The 15,869-nt window shown below is 36.9% G+C and carries 20 protein-coding genes and 1 riboswitch; of the genes, 12 read left to right on the top strand and 8 right to left on the bottom strand.

Going from position 1 to position 15,869, the window contains the following annotated elements:
- Positions 1-8: 8 nt before the first annotated feature.
- Positions 9-338 (bottom strand): PadR family transcriptional regulator, encoded by a 330-nt coding sequence (locus tag BW964_RS05370; protein WP_073333048.1) that lies wholly within the window; start codon positions 336-338, stop codon positions 9-11.
- A 215-nt stretch (positions 339-553) separates the two neighbouring features.
- The gene (locus tag BW964_RS05365; protein ID WP_076505308.1) at positions 554-1,888 is read right to left on the bottom strand and encodes a cytochrome P450; all 1,335 of its coding nucleotides are present in this window, start codon (positions 1,886-1,888) and stop codon (positions 554-556) included.
- Between the two features lie 69 nt (positions 1,889-1,957).
- Between BW964_RS05365 and BW964_RS05360 the strand changes: the two genes are divergently transcribed.
- Complete coding sequence (locus BW964_RS05360) at positions 1,958-2,683, top strand: XAC2610-related protein (RefSeq protein ID WP_123912025.1); 726 nt, start codon at positions 1,958-1,960, stop codon at positions 2,681-2,683.
- Between the two features lie 12 nt (positions 2,684-2,695).
- Positions 2,696-3,286, top strand: coding sequence for an HD domain-containing protein (locus BW964_RS05355; RefSeq protein ID WP_076505304.1), 591 nt, complete (start codon positions 2,696-2,698; stop codon positions 3,284-3,286).
- A gap of 86 nt (positions 3,287-3,372) precedes the next feature.
- On the opposite strand, the gene BW964_RS05350 is transcribed toward BW964_RS05355, so the two are convergent.
- The gene (locus tag BW964_RS05350; RefSeq protein ID WP_073333042.1) at positions 3,373-3,756 is read right to left on the bottom strand and encodes an acyl-CoA thioesterase; all 384 of its coding nucleotides are present in this window, start codon (positions 3,754-3,756) and stop codon (positions 3,373-3,375) included.
- A gap of 23 nt (positions 3,757-3,779) precedes the next feature.
- On the opposite strand from BW964_RS05350, the gene BW964_RS22815 reads away from it, so the two are divergent.
- Positions 3,780-3,902, top strand: coding sequence for a hypothetical protein (locus BW964_RS22815; RefSeq protein WP_262484536.1), 123 nt, complete (start codon positions 3,780-3,782; stop codon positions 3,900-3,902).
- Positions 3,872-4,050, bottom strand: a riboswitch (cobalamin riboswitch). Its footprint overlaps the gene before it by 31 nt.
- 52 nt (positions 4,051-4,102) lie before the next feature.
- Here the strand turns inward: BW964_RS22815 and BW964_RS05345 are convergent.
- The 3 genes from BW964_RS05345 to BW964_RS05335 all read right to left on the bottom strand — a co-directional run bounded on the left by BW964_RS05345 (position 4,103) and on the right by BW964_RS05335 (position 8,252).
- On the bottom strand, positions 4,103-4,900 hold the full coding sequence (locus BW964_RS05345) for a hypothetical protein (protein ID WP_076505303.1): 798 nt from the start codon (positions 4,898-4,900) through the stop codon (positions 4,103-4,105).
- Between the two features lie 149 nt (positions 4,901-5,049).
- Positions 5,050-5,715, bottom strand: coding sequence for an ATP-binding cassette domain-containing protein (locus tag BW964_RS05340; RefSeq protein WP_076505488.1), 666 nt, complete (start codon positions 5,713-5,715; stop codon positions 5,050-5,052).
- A 389-nt stretch (positions 5,716-6,104) separates the two neighbouring features.
- The gene (locus BW964_RS05335; RefSeq protein ID WP_076505301.1) at positions 6,105-8,252 is read right to left on the bottom strand and encodes an endonuclease MutS2; all 2,148 of its coding nucleotides are present in this window, start codon (positions 8,250-8,252) and stop codon (positions 6,105-6,107) included.
- Between the two features lie 133 nt (positions 8,253-8,385).
- On the opposite strand from BW964_RS05335, the gene BW964_RS05330 reads away from it, so the two are divergent.
- The 3 genes from BW964_RS05330 (at position 8,386) to BW964_RS05320 (ending at position 10,737) form a co-directional block, all read left to right on the top strand.
- The gene (locus BW964_RS05330; protein ID WP_076505299.1) at positions 8,386-8,895 is read left to right on the top strand and encodes a GNAT family N-acetyltransferase; all 510 of its coding nucleotides are present in this window, start codon (positions 8,386-8,388) and stop codon (positions 8,893-8,895) included.
- 46 nt (positions 8,896-8,941) lie between these two features.
- Entirely contained in the window at positions 8,942-9,943 is a 1,002-nt protein-coding gene (locus BW964_RS05325) for an acyltransferase family protein (protein WP_076505297.1), read from the top strand.
- Positions 9,944-10,095: 152 nt separating this feature from the next.
- Positions 10,096-10,737, top strand: a complete 642-nt coding sequence (locus BW964_RS05320) for a uracil-DNA glycosylase (protein WP_076505295.1) — start codon at positions 10,096-10,098, stop codon at positions 10,735-10,737.
- Here BW964_RS05320 and BW964_RS05315 read toward each other — a convergent pair.
- Together BW964_RS05315 and BW964_RS05310 are read right to left on the bottom strand one after the other, a co-directional pair.
- Positions 10,724-11,233: a hypothetical protein gene (locus tag BW964_RS05315; protein ID WP_076505293.1), complete on the bottom strand. Its 510-nt coding sequence runs from the start codon at positions 11,231-11,233 to the stop codon at positions 10,724-10,726. The two genes, BW964_RS05320 and BW964_RS05315, sit on opposite strands and share 14 nt — an antisense overlap.
- A 9-nt stretch (positions 11,234-11,242) precedes the next feature.
- The gene (locus tag BW964_RS05310) at positions 11,243-11,734 is read right to left on the bottom strand and encodes a DUF456 domain-containing protein (RefSeq protein WP_076505291.1); all 492 of its coding nucleotides are present in this window, start codon (positions 11,732-11,734) and stop codon (positions 11,243-11,245) included.
- 122 nt (positions 11,735-11,856) lie between these two features.
- On the opposite strand from BW964_RS05310, the gene BW964_RS05305 reads away from it, so the two are divergent.
- The 6 genes from BW964_RS05305 to BW964_RS05280 all read left to right on the top strand — a co-directional run bounded on the left by BW964_RS05305 (position 11,857) and on the right by BW964_RS05280 (position 15,802).
- Positions 11,857-13,125 (top strand): mechanosensitive ion channel family protein, encoded by a 1,269-nt coding sequence (locus BW964_RS05305; RefSeq protein ID WP_076505289.1) that lies wholly within the window; start codon positions 11,857-11,859, stop codon positions 13,123-13,125.
- A gap of 139 nt (positions 13,126-13,264) precedes the next feature.
- On the top strand, positions 13,265-13,987 hold the full coding sequence (locus tag BW964_RS05300; RefSeq protein WP_076505287.1) for a pyridoxine 5'-phosphate synthase: 723 nt from the start codon (positions 13,265-13,267) through the stop codon (positions 13,985-13,987).
- A gap of 121 nt (positions 13,988-14,108) precedes the next feature.
- Positions 14,109-14,888, top strand: a complete 780-nt coding sequence (locus tag BW964_RS05295; RefSeq protein ID WP_076505286.1) for an alpha/beta fold hydrolase — start codon at positions 14,109-14,111, stop codon at positions 14,886-14,888.
- A gap of 116 nt (positions 14,889-15,004) precedes the next feature.
- Positions 15,005-15,250, top strand: a complete 246-nt coding sequence (locus BW964_RS05290) for a microviridin/marinostatin family tricyclic proteinase inhibitor (RefSeq protein WP_076505285.1) — start codon at positions 15,005-15,007, stop codon at positions 15,248-15,250.
- 40 nt (positions 15,251-15,290) lie between these two features.
- Positions 15,291-15,530 (top strand): microviridin/marinostatin family tricyclic proteinase inhibitor, encoded by a 240-nt coding sequence (locus BW964_RS05285; RefSeq protein ID WP_076505284.1) that lies wholly within the window; start codon positions 15,291-15,293, stop codon positions 15,528-15,530.
- A gap of 44 nt (positions 15,531-15,574) precedes the next feature.
- Entirely contained in the window at positions 15,575-15,802 is a 228-nt protein-coding gene (locus BW964_RS05280; RefSeq protein ID WP_076505283.1) for a microviridin/marinostatin family tricyclic proteinase inhibitor, read from the top strand.
- The last annotated feature ends 67 nt before the right edge of the window (positions 15,803-15,869 follow it).

Below are 15,869 nucleotides of genomic sequence, written 5' to 3'. Positions count from 1 at the left end.
TTTGTTTTTTATATTTTTTGAGTGATTTGATTGACTGACGCTGTCAGCTCTGCCCAGGTATTTTGTAGTTCAGTCAGGAAAAGTTTTCCTTTTTCTGTGATCTGATAATATTTTCTTGGTGGTCCTCCTGTAGACTCTTCCCATCTGTAGGAAAGAAATTCTCCATTTTTCAGTCTTGTAAGAAGAGGATAGAGGGTGCCTTCCACTACATCCAGTTTTCCTTTTTTAAGTTCATCAATCAGGTCGGAAACATACATTTCGCGGTGGTTGATGAGACTTAAAATACAGAATTCCAGAATCCCTTTGCGCATTTGCGCTTTGGTATTTTCAGTATTCATCTTTAATAGGTTTTGTTAATTAGTTATATGGTAAGAAGAATACTCCTAGCTAGATGAGCCTCTTCTTATTTTACATTACAAAGATATGTAATTAAAATGGTAATATGCAATACAAAGTAGTGAAAAAATATAAATTAATTATGTAACTGATTGAAAATCAGATTAATTATTTTTATGGATCAATTTCAGGAAATACACATTAAATAAAAACATGGTCAAATTGTTGATAATTTTCCTTTTAAACTTGTAGTCCTTAACGTAACTAGAGCTTTTTTCTCTAATTCTTTCTGATAAGATATAAAAGTGAAATGTTTGTAGAATTTACGGACGATAAGAGCCATTTCCATCATGGCAAAGTGTTCACCAATACAGAGTCTGGGACCTGAACCAAAAGGGTAGTAAGCAAAATTCTTTGCATTTTCATCGTCAAAACGCTCCGGAATAAAAGAGTTTGGATCTTTCCAGTATTCCGGATTTCGGTGAAGGCCGCTGATATACAGTATAATCAAGGTGTCTTTCGGCCAGGAATATTCTTTGAAACTATCATTTTCCAAAGCCTGACGATCTATAGCCCAGGCTGGAGAATGGAGTCGCATCGCTTCTTTGATGACATTTGAAGTAAAAGATTTTTTCATTAAGTTCTCAGAAGCAAATACCATTTCATGTTCGTCTGTGATTTCTTTTCTTAATTTTTCCTCCGTTTCAGGGTTCTGACTGATTTCGAAAAAGATGAAAGTTAAAGCATTGGCTGTTGTTTCATGGCCTGCAATGAAGAGGATCAGCATTTCATCCACCAGTTGTTCATCAGACATCGGAAGTTGTGTGTCTTCATATCTTGTCTGGATAAGCATGTCCAGCAAATCATTTTTCTCTTCCGTTGAATTTCTTCGCTTATCTAAAACTCCTTGAATAATAGCCTTTGCTCTTTCGCTCTTTTTAAGAGTCTTGTCGAGCACGCCCAAAAATTTCAGAATTTGAGAATAGAAAGGCATACGGACTTCTTTCGTGAAAACTTCCTGAACTTCCGTAATAATTGTACCCAGTTCCTGAACCCGATTTTCATCAATATCAGAACTGAAAAGAGTTTTGGCCACAATATTAAAAGCGAGTTTGTGAAAGAAATGATACAGATCCAGATCTTGTTCAGGTTTAAATGACTGAAAAGCCTTATCAATTTCTTCTTCCATAATGGAAACAAGGTTACTGATTTTCGCTTTACTGAAACCCGGTTGGATCAGTCTTCTTTGCTTTAGCCAGTCTTTTCCATTGTTTGTGAGCAAACCATTTCCCAGATATTTTCCTAAAGTGATGGACTGTATCTCGGATTTATCATAGTTTTTATGATTTTGCTTTAAAATATATTCTGTGAATTCTTTGTCCTGAGAAAAAATAAAGTTTTTATGAGTCAAACTTGATTTGATGCAATAGTTATCTCCTGCAATTTCATGGTTTCTGCTAATAACGTCTAAAGGATTTTTCAACCCTTTCAGTACAGAATACAGCTTTCTTGTTCCTTTAATTTCCGTTGGGTAATTGAATTCTGGAGCCATGTTATATATTTTTAATAAAAATACAACTAATCTGTTATATGAAATAGCTTTCGGCCAAAACCCTTATTTTTGCATAGAATTTGTTTGAACAACCCCAATAATACCCAATCACCCATGATCAATACAGCTCTATTTTATAAGTCTTTATCAGCGCTGCTGCTGCTTGGACCTCTATGCTTCGGACAATACCGTTTTGCCATTGAAGGCGCATCTAAAAAATACAATACCGACATTGATGTTGAAGAATGCCTGACCGACCAGTGCGGACATAAAGCCAATGTCGTTTTGTTCAATAAAAATGGTGAAAAAATACAAACACTGGTTTCAGATAACCTGGTTTTATCATTTAAAGAAAGCTTTAAACCTTCAAAAGTAAACGTAATATCCCTTACTCCGGAAATGGTCTATGAAAGCCCCGTTGTCTTTGGAGATTTCAATTTTGACGGGACAGAAGATATTGCACTCAGAAATGGTAATTTAGGGAATTATAGTAGTGCTTCCTATGATGTCTATGTCTTTAATTCAACTCAAAACCAATTCGTACCAAGTAAAGAACTCACCAACATTGCAAGCAATTATCAGGGAATGTTTGAAGTAGATTACGAACGTAAACGACTAATTACTTATGCAAGATCAGGAGCTTCACTTCATTATACTTATGAATATCAGGTGATTCCTAATAAAGGGATCGATTTAGTATATGAAAAAATTGGAGATGTAAGTGAAGAACCCCCAAAAATAACAATAAGAGAGAAGATCAATAATAAATGGGTGGTTAAAAAATCATCTAAATAATAAAAAAAGAAAATGAAAATACAGAAGGAGATCGATTTTATCCTGGCCGTAGATGCCCTGAAAAATGTACAGAGAAGAAATTATAATGCGGACGATTCCAGAAGAGAAAATACAGCCGAGCATTCCTGGCAGATCATTATTCTGGCCCAGATTCTTTATCCTTATGCTAAAAACAGGGCGGATATTGATCTTTTAAGAGTCATAAGAATGCTTTCCATCCATGATCTGGTGGAGATAGAAGCGGGAGATACTTTCCTTTTTGATGAAAAAGCAATGGTCGGGAAGTTTGAGAGAGAGAAAATTTCAGCCCAGAAGATCTTCGGGATTCTTGATGAACCTTTACGCACCGATTTTTTTGAGCTGTGGCTTGAATTTGAAGAAGAAAAAACTCCGGATGCTATTTTTGCGTGCTCCATCGACAGGATTATGCCGTTTATTTTAAACGCTCACACTTCAGGAAAAAGCTGGACAGAAGCCGGCGTTACCGAAAAGCAGATCAGAAATATGCTTGAAAATGCCATTACCAGAGCATCGGATGAAATGGGGGAGGCTTTTCAAACCTTGCTGAGCAGAAGCTTGGATACTGACAAAGTCGTGAGATAATGGTACAGTCAATGAATACAGTAGTTTTTAACTTACTGTTTTTATATTAGTTTCGGGCGGCCTTTGGCCGCCCGAAAACTTATCAATTATAGTATTCTGATAGGCTTTTTTTCTTCGTCAATCGCCACAAAAGTAAAATCTCCAACGATCGCTCTTTCTCTTTCATAAGAGTACATTTGCTCTGTATAGATCTCTACATTCACCTTCATACTCGTTTTCCCGACATAGGAAACTTTCCCGATCAGTTCTACAATCGTTCCTGCAGGAATTGGTTTTTTAAAATCGATTTTATCGCTGCTTACGGTTACCACTCGTTTTCTTGCGAAACGGGTTGCCGTGATAAAGGCTACTTCATCCATCAGCTGCATAGCAGTACCTCCGAAAAGAGTATCGTAATGGTTGGTGGTGTTTGGGAAAACCGCTTTAAAAATTCTTGTTTCGGATGCTGCAATTCTTTCTTCTGTCGTCATATTTCATTATTAATTAATGCGAAATGAAAGACTATCAAAATAACAGAGCCATGACAGGAATCATAGGAATTCCTGAAGCAGTCCATCAGATCAATAAACTTCAAATCGCGAAAGTTTCTTGTTTAAGAAATAGGCAGGTCTCCTGACTTGTAACATCATTTATCTCCTTCCCGTGCGCTGCACAGTGGATCCTTGATAAAGACTTCAGTTACTTACAGTTGCGCGACAGTCCGTGATTTTCACACGGTTCCCTTTTCATCTGCGTTAAGCAGAACCAGTTTCTGTGATGAATAAGCGTTATACTTTTTCAGGGCAAAAATAAGAATATTAGAGAGAAAAACGGCAATTATTCCGGACTATTGTAAATAATCTGGCTCATCACTCTTCCTTCCTTGATGGCCCAAAGCGTGATGTATCGGTTTTCACCCGAGCCGTTGATCATATAAAGATAGAGGTGATCATTGTCCAGAGCAGTTACTCCTACGTTATTGAAATCCATAGTAGGCTGGAACATGTTTTTAATGGCCTCTCTTACAAAAACAGAACCTCGTCCAGGCTGCTGCACACGGATCGATTTGATCTCAGTCATGCCTTCCGGAAGTGCATCCTTGATTCCCCACGGTTTTACCTTATCAATCGTAAGGATCTTTCCATCTGTATCTTTTTCCTGTTTTCTGTAACCGGCATTGGAAGGATAAACATCAATCACTACTTTGGTTCTCTGGGAAGCAGGTATTTTAGGATTGCTGTTGTCCGTAAAGATGAGTGATTTTCCGTTTTTGGATTTAGACGGCGTAAACTGTGGAAGCTGGTCGATAAAAGCGATACGGCCCTTATTCACCATTCCTTCCTTTTCAAGATTTTCATATCTCACAAAAGGTTTTTCCTCATCCTGCTTTTCGGGATATTTGATCCATATCCATTCCGTTTCTCCCGGGGCAGGTTTTACATAAACAAATACATCCCCTTTACGCATCCTGATCTTGTCTACGATTTTTCTGTAGTCATCCTTGTGGACACGTACATTGGCGTAGCCTTCTTCAGCTTTTACAACACCAAAAGGAACTTTATTCTGTCCTTTCACAAATGCTAAGGAAAAAAGACTGAAAGCGGATAAGTACAATGCTCTGTTTACGGAAATCATTCTATGAAATTTTTTGATCCCTCAAATATATAAATTAAATGTTTTTTTGATCATTAAAATATTGTTCTATTTGCTTAAATTGATCAATATCCTCCGAAATGCACATGAAATTCTTCATTAATCGCCTACTGCTGATGATATTCATGCAATTATTGATTTTTAGGAAGGTAATTGAATTGCTGTAGTTCTTTAACGCCTTCCACTTTCCTTAAATAAGTGTCCGAAAGCAGATAAAGATCATCAGCCATATGTAATAAAGTCTTGTAATGATGATCAGAGATGATGATACCTTTATACCGGGCCTGGCTTGTAATGATCTTTTCCAATTCGTCAACAGCTTTCGGAGAAACACCACTGAAAGGTTCGTCCAGCAAAACAAATTTCACATCTGAATAAGTAATAATCAAGGTTTCAATGATTTTTTTTTCACCGCCAGAAAGGTTTCTTACGGTTTCATCCAAAAACGGTTGTATCATTTTTAAGCCGTAAAGTTTTTCCGTATTTTCCCGGGTACAGAATAAAGGAATAAGCTTTCTTATTTTACATTCTTTTGGAAGAAATGAAGAGCACTGAGGTAGATACGCAATTTTATTTTTTCTGTCGTATAAGCTTTTAAGAACAGTTTCATCCAACTTAATAAACTGCGTATCTCCTTTTACTGTTCCAAAAATAATTTCCAGCAAGGTAGATTTACCACCACCCGAAGGACCCAGAATACCTGCAATCTTACCGGTCTCACAGCTCAGGTAGATGTCCTGCAGAATTTTTCTTCCGCCAAAAGATTTGGTGATACTGTCGATGTGAAGCTTGCTCATAAGAATCGTGTCATAAATTTGATCATTAAACTTAATGATCCTGTGAATCCCCACAAAAACCATTTTGAAAATCCAAAATTGGCGTAAAAAAAATATTCGCTTTTAAGCCGTATATCATAAATGAAAAAATGGAGCAAAGGAAAGATAAGGAAAAAGCATAATCCAAAATTTTCAACACTCCATTGAGTAAAGAAGCATAATAATAGCGAAAATGAAACAGCAGGGATTAGTAATTTTCTATAAAAAATCCAAAGGACACGAAAGCTTTTATCCATGATCCAAAAATAACAAGAAAATTTGATCTGTATGCTTCAACAGACAATGTTTAGTCGTTAAAATAAAATAGCGCTGAACATTCAGCGCTATTTTTATGTTTAAAAGTTATATTATTAAATTCTTTCAAGTTCATCCGCATTAATCGTTGTCTTAAAAGTTCCATAGTTCACGATCACTTTATTCTTGGAAATTTTTTCAATCGTTCCTACGCTGGTACTTCCGGGAATCCGGACACGCTGCCCCTCTTTCATCCACACGGCACGGTCGGTTTTGCGTTTCTCTTCCAGTTTTTCATTGGTTTCAGCGATTTTTTCAATCACATCATCTTTTTTGAGTTGCTGCGTGATTTTTCGTTTAACCACCTGAAGACGTTTGGTTTCATCTTTATCTGCCCCAATTTTCCTGAATTTTTCCTGTTCAAGAATTTTCACAAAATCTTTCACAACATCTTTTCTCGATTTACCTTTTACATAGCTGTCGATGAACGTTTCAATTTTATTCCCAAACTGAAGTTTACGATGTTCCTCCTCATATAATTTTTGGAAATTGAACAGTTTCTGTTGCAGCTGCTCATTAAGTTTCTGGAGATTGTCACGTTTGTCTTCCACAGATTCCTTTCTTTCAGCCAGATCGGTTTTCAGTTTTTCAACTTCAAATTTTTCCTGCTGAAGCTTTACAATCGTTTTATCAAGATTAACAATATCGTGCTCTACTTTCTTTTTTGCAGCATGAATGATAAATCTCGGAATTCTGTTTTTCTCCGCTACTTCAAATGTGAACGAACTTCCTGCCTGTCCTACCTCCAGTTTATACATGGGTTCAAGTGTTTCTTCATCGAAAAGCATGGCTGCATTTTCAGCATTCGGAAGCTCTTCAATGACAAGCTTGATATTCGTATAGTGAGTTGTAATGATCGCAAAACTTTTTTTGTCATAGAAATATTCCATGAAACTTTCCGCCAGTGCGCCACCGAGCTCAGGATCAGATCCTGTCCCGAATTCATCAATAAGAAGTAAGGTATTTGCATCTGCCTCACGGATGATTCCTGACATTTTCTTAAGTCTTGAAGAATAAGTGGACAAATGGTTCTCAATCGACTGGTTATCTCCGATATCCGTCATGATCTTTTCAAAAAAGAACATTTCAGATCTTGGATGCACAGGGACCAGAATTCCGCTTTGGATCATCAGCTGAAGCAGTCCGACCGTTTTCAGAGTGATGGACTTTCCTCCCGCATTCGGTCCCGAAATACAGATAATTCTGTTATGATCCGTCAATGATAGCGTCTGTGGAAAAATCGTCTTGTTTTCTACTTTATTTCTAAGCCATAACAGGGGATGAAATGCATCTTTCAGCTTCAGTGTTCTGTGACGGTTGATTTTCGGAAGTATTCCATTCACCAGTTCAGCAAATTTCGCTTTTGCTCTCGTCAGATCAAGATCAAAAATATACACCTGATATTTCCATAGCTGAGGCTGGAATTCTGCCAGTTCAGCCGTAAGTTTTCTCAGGATCTTATCGATCTCTTTCTTCTCTTCCTCTTCACTTTCCTTTAGCTTGAAGTAATGTTTTACCACACTATCCGGCTGCATATAGGTAATGGAACCCGTTTTTGAAATTCCTAAAACCCTTCCTGCAACTCGTTTCTTAAACCCTGATTTTACTGCTAGAACTCTCTGGTCTTCAATAATAGTTTCCCGGATATCATCCAGAAAGTCGCTCTGTCCGTAATTGAACAGCGCACGGTTGAAATTTTCCTGGATTGCTTTTTTAGCAAGCTGGATTTCAGCCCTCAGTTCTTTTAAAATAGGAGAGGCATCACTTTTTACTTCCCCAAAACGGTTAAAGACCTTATCGACCTTGTCAATGATCTCTTTTTTAAACTCCAGCACAGAAACATCACCTATTAAAGTAGGGAAAGTATCTGGCATGGTGGCGAAAAACTTCTGAAGTTTTCCTATCTGTTCAGTTAAGGTTTTTATTTTAATGAAAGCGTTGTTTTCCAAACGGTAATTCTCGATCAGCATTACCTTCAGCTCAATTTCAATATCTTCATACTCATCGAACGGAATTGCATTTGAACTCTCAAAACTCGAAAGATATTCCGACGTTTTTTTCAGGGAAAGTTCCGCCTCGTCAATGTCCATGGGACGAAGTTGAAGAATTTTTTCTCTCGTTTTCGGAGAATACGCAAATGGAGAGATCTCCGCGAGCAATTGCGGAAACTCTAATTCGTTTAAATCTTCTTTATTTATATACACCTTGCAAATTTAGTGAGAAAATGTGAATCTCGTGACGGACAATTTGAAAATGAGCTAATTTGAATAGTTGACAGCATCTATTAACCGGGAGATGAGATGATTTTTGACCGTCTGATTTTAGTACATTTGAAAAATGAAATTAGAAACCGAAAGATTAGTTTTAAATGAAATTAATGAAAGTCACGTTGATGATATTCTGAAGATCCGCAGCAATCCGGAGATCAACAAGTTTGTGACAAGAGTGTCTCCAAAATCCAATTATGACGCGCTGGAATTTATTTTAAGCATCAAAAGAAGGACTCAAAGTAAGGAAATTATTTTCTTCGGAATCTCTTATAAAGGTCAATCCAATCTTATCGGAACCATCTGTCTCTGGAAATTTTCTGAAGACAGGAAAACTACAGAAATGGGCTATGAGCTATTGCCGGATTACCATAGAAAAGGAATTATGTCGGAAGCTGTAGCTGCTGTTTTAAATTTTGGATTGAATGAATTAAATTTACAGGAAATTTTAGCGTTCACCAATACAATGAATGAGGCTTCCCAAAAGTTGCTGCTGAAACACAATTTTGTTTTGCAGCAAGGAAGAATAGATGAAGGTTTTCCGGACAATATTGTTTTTAGTTTATATAAAGGAAATTAACTTTTAACCATTGATCGCCGGAAAGGCAATATTGTTTTTTTATAACATGAGAAATGAAATAAAATCGTTAACCGGACTTAGAGGTATTGTAGCACTTTGGGTGACATTTTTCCATTTCACTTATTTTAAAAGTTTTTGGATTCAGTCTGTGATTGGCAAAGGGTATGTGGCTGTAGATATTTTTTTTGTACTCAGTGCTTTTCTTCTTGCGGTATCCTATTCCGGAAAATTTCAGCACCTGACTTTTTTTAATGTAAGGACATTTTATAAAAAAAGAATCAACAGAATCTATCCTGTGTATTTTTTCTCTATTGTTTTTATCATCCTTTTTATTGCAAAAGATCCTTCCTGGCCCGGGTTTTTAATTAATGCAGGACTTCTACAGTGTTTTTTCAATCCCAATTATTCATTCAATGAAGTGTATTGGTCTTTAAGTACGGAATGGATATGTTATGTGATGTTTCCATTTATACTCTGGGCTGTACTTCGGTATAAAATAAACAGCTGGATGCTCATCGTATCTGGATTATTTCTCAGAGGTGTCATTTCTCATCTGCCGGATATGTACTTTGATCATTCACCACTAACCATAAACAGATCTTCACAATACCTTGATATCGTTTTTGGGGTAAATTCTTTAGTGCGAACAGTTTCTTCTTATTGTATAGGAATCGGGATTGCATTTTTACCGGAAATAAAGATGAAGAAAAGTAATTTTTATGTGTATGGAGCTGTTATTTTATTTTTAGCCTTGCTTTACACTGGAAGGGGGATATTCTTTATTCCTCTACTATCTGCAATGATTATAAAACATCTGTATTCAGAAAAAGAAAGCCTTGTCAAAAAGTTTTTAGAAACAAAAGTGGTCTATTTTCTTGGTAATATTTCTTACTCACTGTATATCATTCATTATATAGTAAAGAAACAGAACATTGTCATTGTAGATTCCTATCATATTAATAATTTTCTTTTAATCGGGTTTTCAATAGTGCTGTCCTACTTTTCTTACCTTTTGATTGAAAAAAAAGTGAAAATATTTAAAACATAGCTTATTTCCATTCAGTCATTAAGCCCTGTAATCATCACATCATCAGATTTGGTCATCCAGGAATTAAAGAATATTTTTGTACTACAGTTTCCTTTGGAAGATAAATTAGATCATTATATTAACACCTATTTTCAAATTATTACATCAAGCTCATGACCTGGACAGACATTTTAGCCCCAATAAAAAGCACAACCTATTTTACAACCCTTTGGGAAAAAGTGAAACAGGAATATGCTGCAACCAAAGTATTTCCTCCTAAAAATCAAATATTCAGAGCCTTGGAAATCACCCCTTTCGAAGAGGTTGAGGTGGTGATCATCGGGCAGGATCCTTATCATAATGACTATCAGGCCAATGGTTTGTGCTTTTCTGTTTCGGAACAGGTAACAGCACCTCCTTCTCTGAAAAATATTTTCACTGAACTGAAAGATGATCTGGGAATTGAAAGAACTTCAAAAGAGTTGGATGACTGGGGCAAGCAAGGCGTTTTATTATTGAATGCGACTTTAACCGTCCGAGCTCATTCACCGAATTCTCATAAAGACCTGGGATGGGAAAAATTCACAGATTTTATCATCAAAGAAATTTCAGATAAAAAAGAAAATGTGGTTTTCGTCCTTTGGGGAGCTTTTGCCCAAAAAAAAGCCGAACTCATCGATCCGGCTAAACATTTTATTTTAAAATCGGCGCATCCGTCACCCTTTTCTGTCTACAGAGGTTTTTATGGAAGCAAGCCGTTTTCAAAAATCAACGAATATCTTGTTTCAAAAGGCAAGAAACCTATTTCCTGGTAGGATCTCCGGATCCTTCCGTTTTTTTGATCGTAATCCCGACTTTATATTTTCCTTCCAAAGCTTTGGCGCCGCCATCCGCTTTTGGAAACGGAGAGACTTCTTCCAATGAGATCGTATATCCATTAAATTCTTGCGACTGATGGAAATTTCTTCCTGCATTTTCAGTAGTAGCGAGACTTAAAATCATCGGTCGGGAATAGGTTCCCATCACTTCAATCTGTGCTACGGCAACCCCGGCCCAGATACAGTTGGCGCCCTCGGGACAACGGCTGTCCTCAGAAATACCTTTGAAGGTGACATTCATTTCATATTCTTTCAGGAATTTATTATCACCCTGATTCAGATAGATAATGCCTCCTTGTTGTGCAGCGTTTTTAGTTTCATTCATAGGAGAGGTTGTTCCGGAAGTTGGTTCCGGTGTTTTCGTCTTCTTTTGGGCATCGCATCCCGCTAGTGTCAGCATTCCCAGGCTGAATATGATGGCTTTGTGGAACATATCTTTTTTTTAAATAATATTAAGCATATCTAAAACTACTACCAAAAACATTGCCACACCTACGACAAGACTAAAACCGGTTCCGTAAATGAAGCCGATAAATGCCCCTTTAGTAGATTGCAGAGCCTTGTTCATATCCTTGCTGTCATGAAGAAGCTCACCGATAAATACCCCGGCAAACATTCCTACCAGAAAGCCCAAAGGAATAGGAATGAAAATTCCTACAATAGTTCCGATAATCGATCCGATACTTCCCCAGCGGGTTCCACCATATTTTCTATTGGTTTTTGCCGGAATGACGTAACTCAGCACTATAGAAATAACCGTAAGAATTCCGAAAGCCCAGATATAAATCATGGGCAGATCAGCATCCGTTCCGAATTTATAGATCAAAAGACCGCAGATGCTCAGTAAAAGTCCCGGAAGGACAGGAAGAAAAGTTCCCAGCATGCCAAGGAACAGTAAAATAAGACAGAGAATATTGATTAAGGTTGTATCCATTCTTTAAAATTATCAATGCAAGATAGGAAAAAAGAAGATTTCCAAAGACCTTTTACGCATTTGGGATGAAAATTGATTGTGAATAGTAACATCATCATTCTTAATTTTATAAATTTGCTGTAATGAAAGACGAAATACAAGACACTAAAAACTTTTTACAGGAAATAAGTGAGCAGTTGTACATCTATATCAGTCAGGTAACACCGGGCGGAATGGATTGGATTGTTCATATTATTATCAAACTGGCCTTGCTGTGTGCCGTATTTTTAGTGGTAGATTTTATTTTTAAATTTGTCATCAATTTTGTATTCAGATTTTTTCGGAATGATGAAAAATATCCTATCATCCGATCCATTTACCAGTCTAAAATCAGCAATTCTGTTGCTCATTTTTCAGCACTCTTGGTGGTAGGTGCCATCCATCCGTCGATATTTCCCGCCACAGCACTCCCTAAAACGAATATTTTTATCAACAGATCCATCAATTTAGGATTGGTATTGATTCTTGCCGGAATGCTTTACCGTTCACTGACAGGTTTCAGGAGCTATTTCACCATAAAACAGGATTTTTATAAAATTATGGCGCTGAATGCTATTTCAGAAACTGTAAAGATCTTAGGAATATTCATTTTTTCTGTCGTAGGGTTGTGTGTCATATTTGGGATCAAGGGAACCACCATTGTTGGGAGTTTGGGGGCGATTACTGCAGTATTGGTACTCGTTTTCAGGGATACGATTTTAGGTTTTGTTACGGGGATCCATGTTGCGACCTCAAAGAACCTCAAAGTAGGGGATTGGGTAAGCATTCCCAAATACAGCATTGAAGGAAATATTACAGATATCAGCCTTCTGACCACCAAGATCACCAATTTTGATAAAACCGTTTCAACCATTCCTACCTATGACCTTCTTACTACGGAGATCAAAAACCTCCAGGTCATGTCGGAATCCAATACAAGAAGAATCAAGAAATCAGTTTATTTCAATATCAATTCCTTTAAATTTTTAAACGAAGAAGATGTTGAACGTTTAAAAGATATCAACCTTATTTCAGATTATCTGGAAGAAAAGACAAGGGAGATCAGACAGGAAAACTTGAGTCTGGAACATAACGATAAAACCATCAATGGCAGGCAGCTTACCAATATCGGTGTTTTCAGATATTATGCCCAGAAATATATAGAAAACGATCCGGATATTGATGAAAACGGAACCAGAATGGTCCGCCAGCTTGATATTACGCCGCAAGGACTTCCCCTTGAGGTATATTGCTTTGCTAATGATTCCAAATGGGAGCATTTTGAGCAGATTCAAGCGGATATTTTTGACCATTTGCTGGTGGCTTCAAAAGAATTTGACCTTCAGGTAATGCAGATAAGCGTTAAAGTATAGTCTATAGAAAGCAGAAATTATAAAGAATTTAAAACTAATAGAATCTGGTTTTTTAATAAAAAAATACGTTGAACAAATAATAATAGGATAGGGAAATGGAGTGAAAACCCAACTTCTGCTATCTAACATCTTAATAAAAATGACAAAATTAAGCGTAAACATTAATAAAATTGCGACCATAAGAAATGCAAGAGGAGGCGAAACGCCAAGTGTAACCGAAGCAGCCATAAAAATTCAGGAATTTGGGGGACAGGGAATTACCATTCATCCCAGACCTGATGAGAGGCACATCACCAGAAAAGATGTTTACGATCTGAAACCTTTGGTTACTACAGAATTCAATATTGAAGGAAATCCGCACCGATCTTTTATTGATATGGTTTTGGAAGTAAAACCGGAACAGGTTACGCTGGTTCCGGATGCAGATGATGCCATTACCTCCAACGCTGGCTGGGATACGATAAAACATTTCGACTTTCTGACGGAAATTATTGCTGAATTTAAAAATGCAGGAATCCGTACCTCTATTTTTCTGGATCCTTTACCTGAATTGGTAGAGCATGCAGCAAAAACGGGAGCCGACAGAATCGAACTGTATACGGAAGCATACGCGAAAAATTATTTGAACAATAAAGAGCAGGCCATCAAACCTTATTATGATACAGCAGTCGCTGCTACAGAATTTGGATTAGGAATCAATGCAGGCCACGATCTGAGCCTTGAAAACTTAAAATATTTTGCCGACAATATTCCAAACCTTCTTGAAGTATCCATAGGGCACGCTTTAATTTCTGAAGCACTGTATATGGGACTTGAAAATACGGTACAGGCTTATCTGAAGAGACTGGCGGTTTGGGGATAAGTAGAGAAAAGCAAAGCATGAGACCGAAGAGAGAAAGTCATATTCAATAAGGATGTAAGCTCTCTTTGAATCTTCATTTGCTGGTTTTCAACTCTAATTTCTAACTTCTAATTAAAAAACAATGGACATCTTAAACTCAAAAATATTCGGCGAAAACCTTACGGCTACGCCACTTCTTGTCTTTCACGGACTGTTTGGAATGCTGGACAACTGGGGAGGTTTTGGAAAAGACTTAGGTGAATATCTTCCCGTGCATCTGATCGATCTTAGAAATCATGGGAGAAGCTTTCATTCGGAAAGTATGAGCCATGATGATCTGGCGGACGATATTGTTCGTTATATGGATCATTATGGTATTCAAAAAGCTCATATTCTGGGGCATTCTTTAGGTGGAAAAGCAGTCATGCAGTTCGCTTTGAAATATCCCGAAAGAGTAGAAAAACTGATTGTGGTAGACATTTCACCAAAGGCCTATCCTCCGCATCACCAGGGAATTATTAAAGCCCTTGAAACGGTAGATTTCAATACAGTAAGTTCAAGAGGTGATGTAGAAACTGTTTTGAGTCAGTATATTCCTGAGAAATCGACCATTCAGTTTTTAGCCAAGAACTTATACTGGGATGATGATAAAAAACTGAACTGGAGATTCAATCTTAAAACTTTGTCTGAAAAGTATCATGAATTTGTTTCCAATGCCGTAAAATTTGGCGTTTTTGAAGGGGATTCTTTATTTATTGCCGGTGAAAAATCCAATTACATCCTTCCACAAGATGAATATGGGATTAAACAGCAGTTTCCAAAAGCGAAAATTGTTACCGTAAAAAATGCAGGACATTGGGTGCAAGCCGAAAATCCGGTAGATTTTGCTAATGTTGTTAAGGATTTTCTTAGTTTGGGTTAATTTAATTCCGTATTTGTAGTGATTTAGTTAAAATTTTCTTAAAATGAATTTGTATTTCCCTACGTGTTGATATTTTTTGTACTTTAGTTTTATCTAAAAACTAAATATATTAACTTATGGAAAAGAAAAACTCAAAAAAACCTTTCTTTGCTTCATTTTTAGAGAAACAAATTAAGGATCCGGAAACCATTCAGGGCGGGGCTGTCACTACCCCTATTACAGATATCGTTACCCTTCCGGCAAGAGATATCGTCACCACATCACCACTTGTGGATAATGCAACCCTTCCGGTAAGAGATCAGGTAGTAACTTTGAAGTATCCATCTGACAGTGATGAGTCAGGAGAATTAGAGATTTTGTAAGCAATAGTGCGATATAAATTATTAACCCAACTCAATAACTATGAAAGAAGAAAATTCAAAAAAGAAACCTTTTTTTGCTTCATTTTTAGAAAAGCAGATTAAAGATCCTGAAACTGTTCAGGGAGGAGCAGGAATCATTACCAACACAGACAACGACATCATTACTGCCCCTTCGGTAGATAATGTTACAGCACAGATTTTTGATCATGTAACATCGCCAAACAAAGATCTTTTGGTGACGATGAAGTATCCTTCAGATGGCGATGATTCTGTTGTATAAATCGAACAAAATTAAGATCATACTTTAACCCAAACTCAATTATTATGAAAGACAACAATTCAAAAAAGAAGCCGTTTTTTGCGTCATTCTTGGAAAAGCAACTTAAAGATCCTGAAACTGTAAAAGGAGGAGGTGTCATTACGATTCCTGAAAGAGATGTAATCACAAAACCTGTAGTAGATAACGTAACTTCGCCTCAGGATGATCTTATGGTTACGATGAAATATCCATCTGACGGAGATGATGATTCTCCAACTGTTCCACTGGACTAATACATTAAAAAAATAAATATTAATCGTATTAATACAATCACAATCAAAGGAAACTTACCACTAAGTT

The organism is Chryseobacterium shigense, assembly GCF_900156575.1.
Classification (GTDB): domain Bacteria; phylum Bacteroidota; class Bacteroidia; order Flavobacteriales; family Weeksellaceae; genus Chryseobacterium; species Chryseobacterium shigense.
Note: the sequence above shows the minus strand (reverse complement) of the source record. Positions and strands in the feature narration are given on the sequence as shown.

What these genes read in the sequence shown, in the direction of transcription:
- BW964_RS05320 (WP_076505295.1), top strand. Translation starts at nt 10,096, where the DNA reads ATGACCTGGACAGACATTTTAGCCCCAATAAAAAGCACAACCTATTTT.
- BW964_RS05300 (WP_076505287.1), top strand. Translation starts at nt 13,265, where the DNA reads ATGACAAAATTAAGCGTAAACATTAATAAAATTGCGACCATAAGAAAT.
- BW964_RS05345 (WP_076505303.1), bottom strand. Translation starts at nt 4,900, where the DNA reads ATGATTTCCGTAAACAGAGCATTGTACTTATCCGCTTTCAGTCTTTTT.
- BW964_RS05350 (WP_073333042.1), bottom strand. Translation starts at nt 3,756, where the DNA reads ATGACGACAGAAGAAAGAATTGCAGCATCCGAAACAAGAATTTTTAAA.
- BW964_RS05285 (WP_076505284.1), top strand. Translation starts at nt 15,291, where the DNA reads ATGAAAGAAGAAAATTCAAAAAAGAAACCTTTTTTTGCTTCATTTTTA.
- BW964_RS05290 (WP_076505285.1), top strand. Translation starts at nt 15,005, where the DNA reads ATGGAAAAGAAAAACTCAAAAAAACCTTTCTTTGCTTCATTTTTAGAG.
- BW964_RS05295 (WP_076505286.1), top strand. Translation starts at nt 14,109, where the DNA reads ATGGACATCTTAAACTCAAAAATATTCGGCGAAAACCTTACGGCTACG.
- BW964_RS05280 (WP_076505283.1), top strand. Translation starts at nt 15,575, where the DNA reads ATGAAAGACAACAATTCAAAAAAGAAGCCGTTTTTTGCGTCATTCTTG.
- BW964_RS05355 (WP_076505304.1), top strand. Translation starts at nt 2,696, where the DNA reads ATGAAAATACAGAAGGAGATCGATTTTATCCTGGCCGTAGATGCCCTG.
- BW964_RS05325 (WP_076505297.1), top strand. Translation starts at nt 8,942, where the DNA reads ATGAGAAATGAAATAAAATCGTTAACCGGACTTAGAGGTATTGTAGCA.
- BW964_RS05310 (WP_076505291.1), bottom strand. Translation starts at nt 11,734, where the DNA reads ATGGATACAACCTTAATCAATATTCTCTGTCTTATTTTACTGTTCCTT.
- BW964_RS05370 (WP_073333048.1), bottom strand. Translation starts at nt 338, where the DNA reads ATGAATACTGAAAATACCAAAGCGCAAATGCGCAAAGGGATTCTGGAA.
- BW964_RS05365 (WP_076505308.1), bottom strand. Translation starts at nt 1,888, where the DNA reads ATGGCTCCAGAATTCAATTACCCAACGGAAATTAAAGGAACAAGAAAG.
- BW964_RS05315 (WP_076505293.1), bottom strand. Translation starts at nt 11,233, where the DNA reads ATGTTCCACAAAGCCATCATATTCAGCCTGGGAATGCTGACACTAGCG.
- BW964_RS05330 (WP_076505299.1), top strand. Translation starts at nt 8,386, where the DNA reads ATGAAATTAGAAACCGAAAGATTAGTTTTAAATGAAATTAATGAAAGT.
- BW964_RS05305 (WP_076505289.1), top strand. Translation starts at nt 11,857, where the DNA reads ATGAAAGACGAAATACAAGACACTAAAAACTTTTTACAGGAAATAAGT.
- BW964_RS05340 (WP_076505488.1), bottom strand. Translation starts at nt 5,715, where the DNA reads ATGAGCAAGCTTCACATCGACAGTATCACCAAATCTTTTGGCGGAAGA.
- BW964_RS22815 (WP_262484536.1), top strand. Translation starts at nt 3,780, where the DNA reads ATGAAAGACTATCAAAATAACAGAGCCATGACAGGAATCATAGGAATT.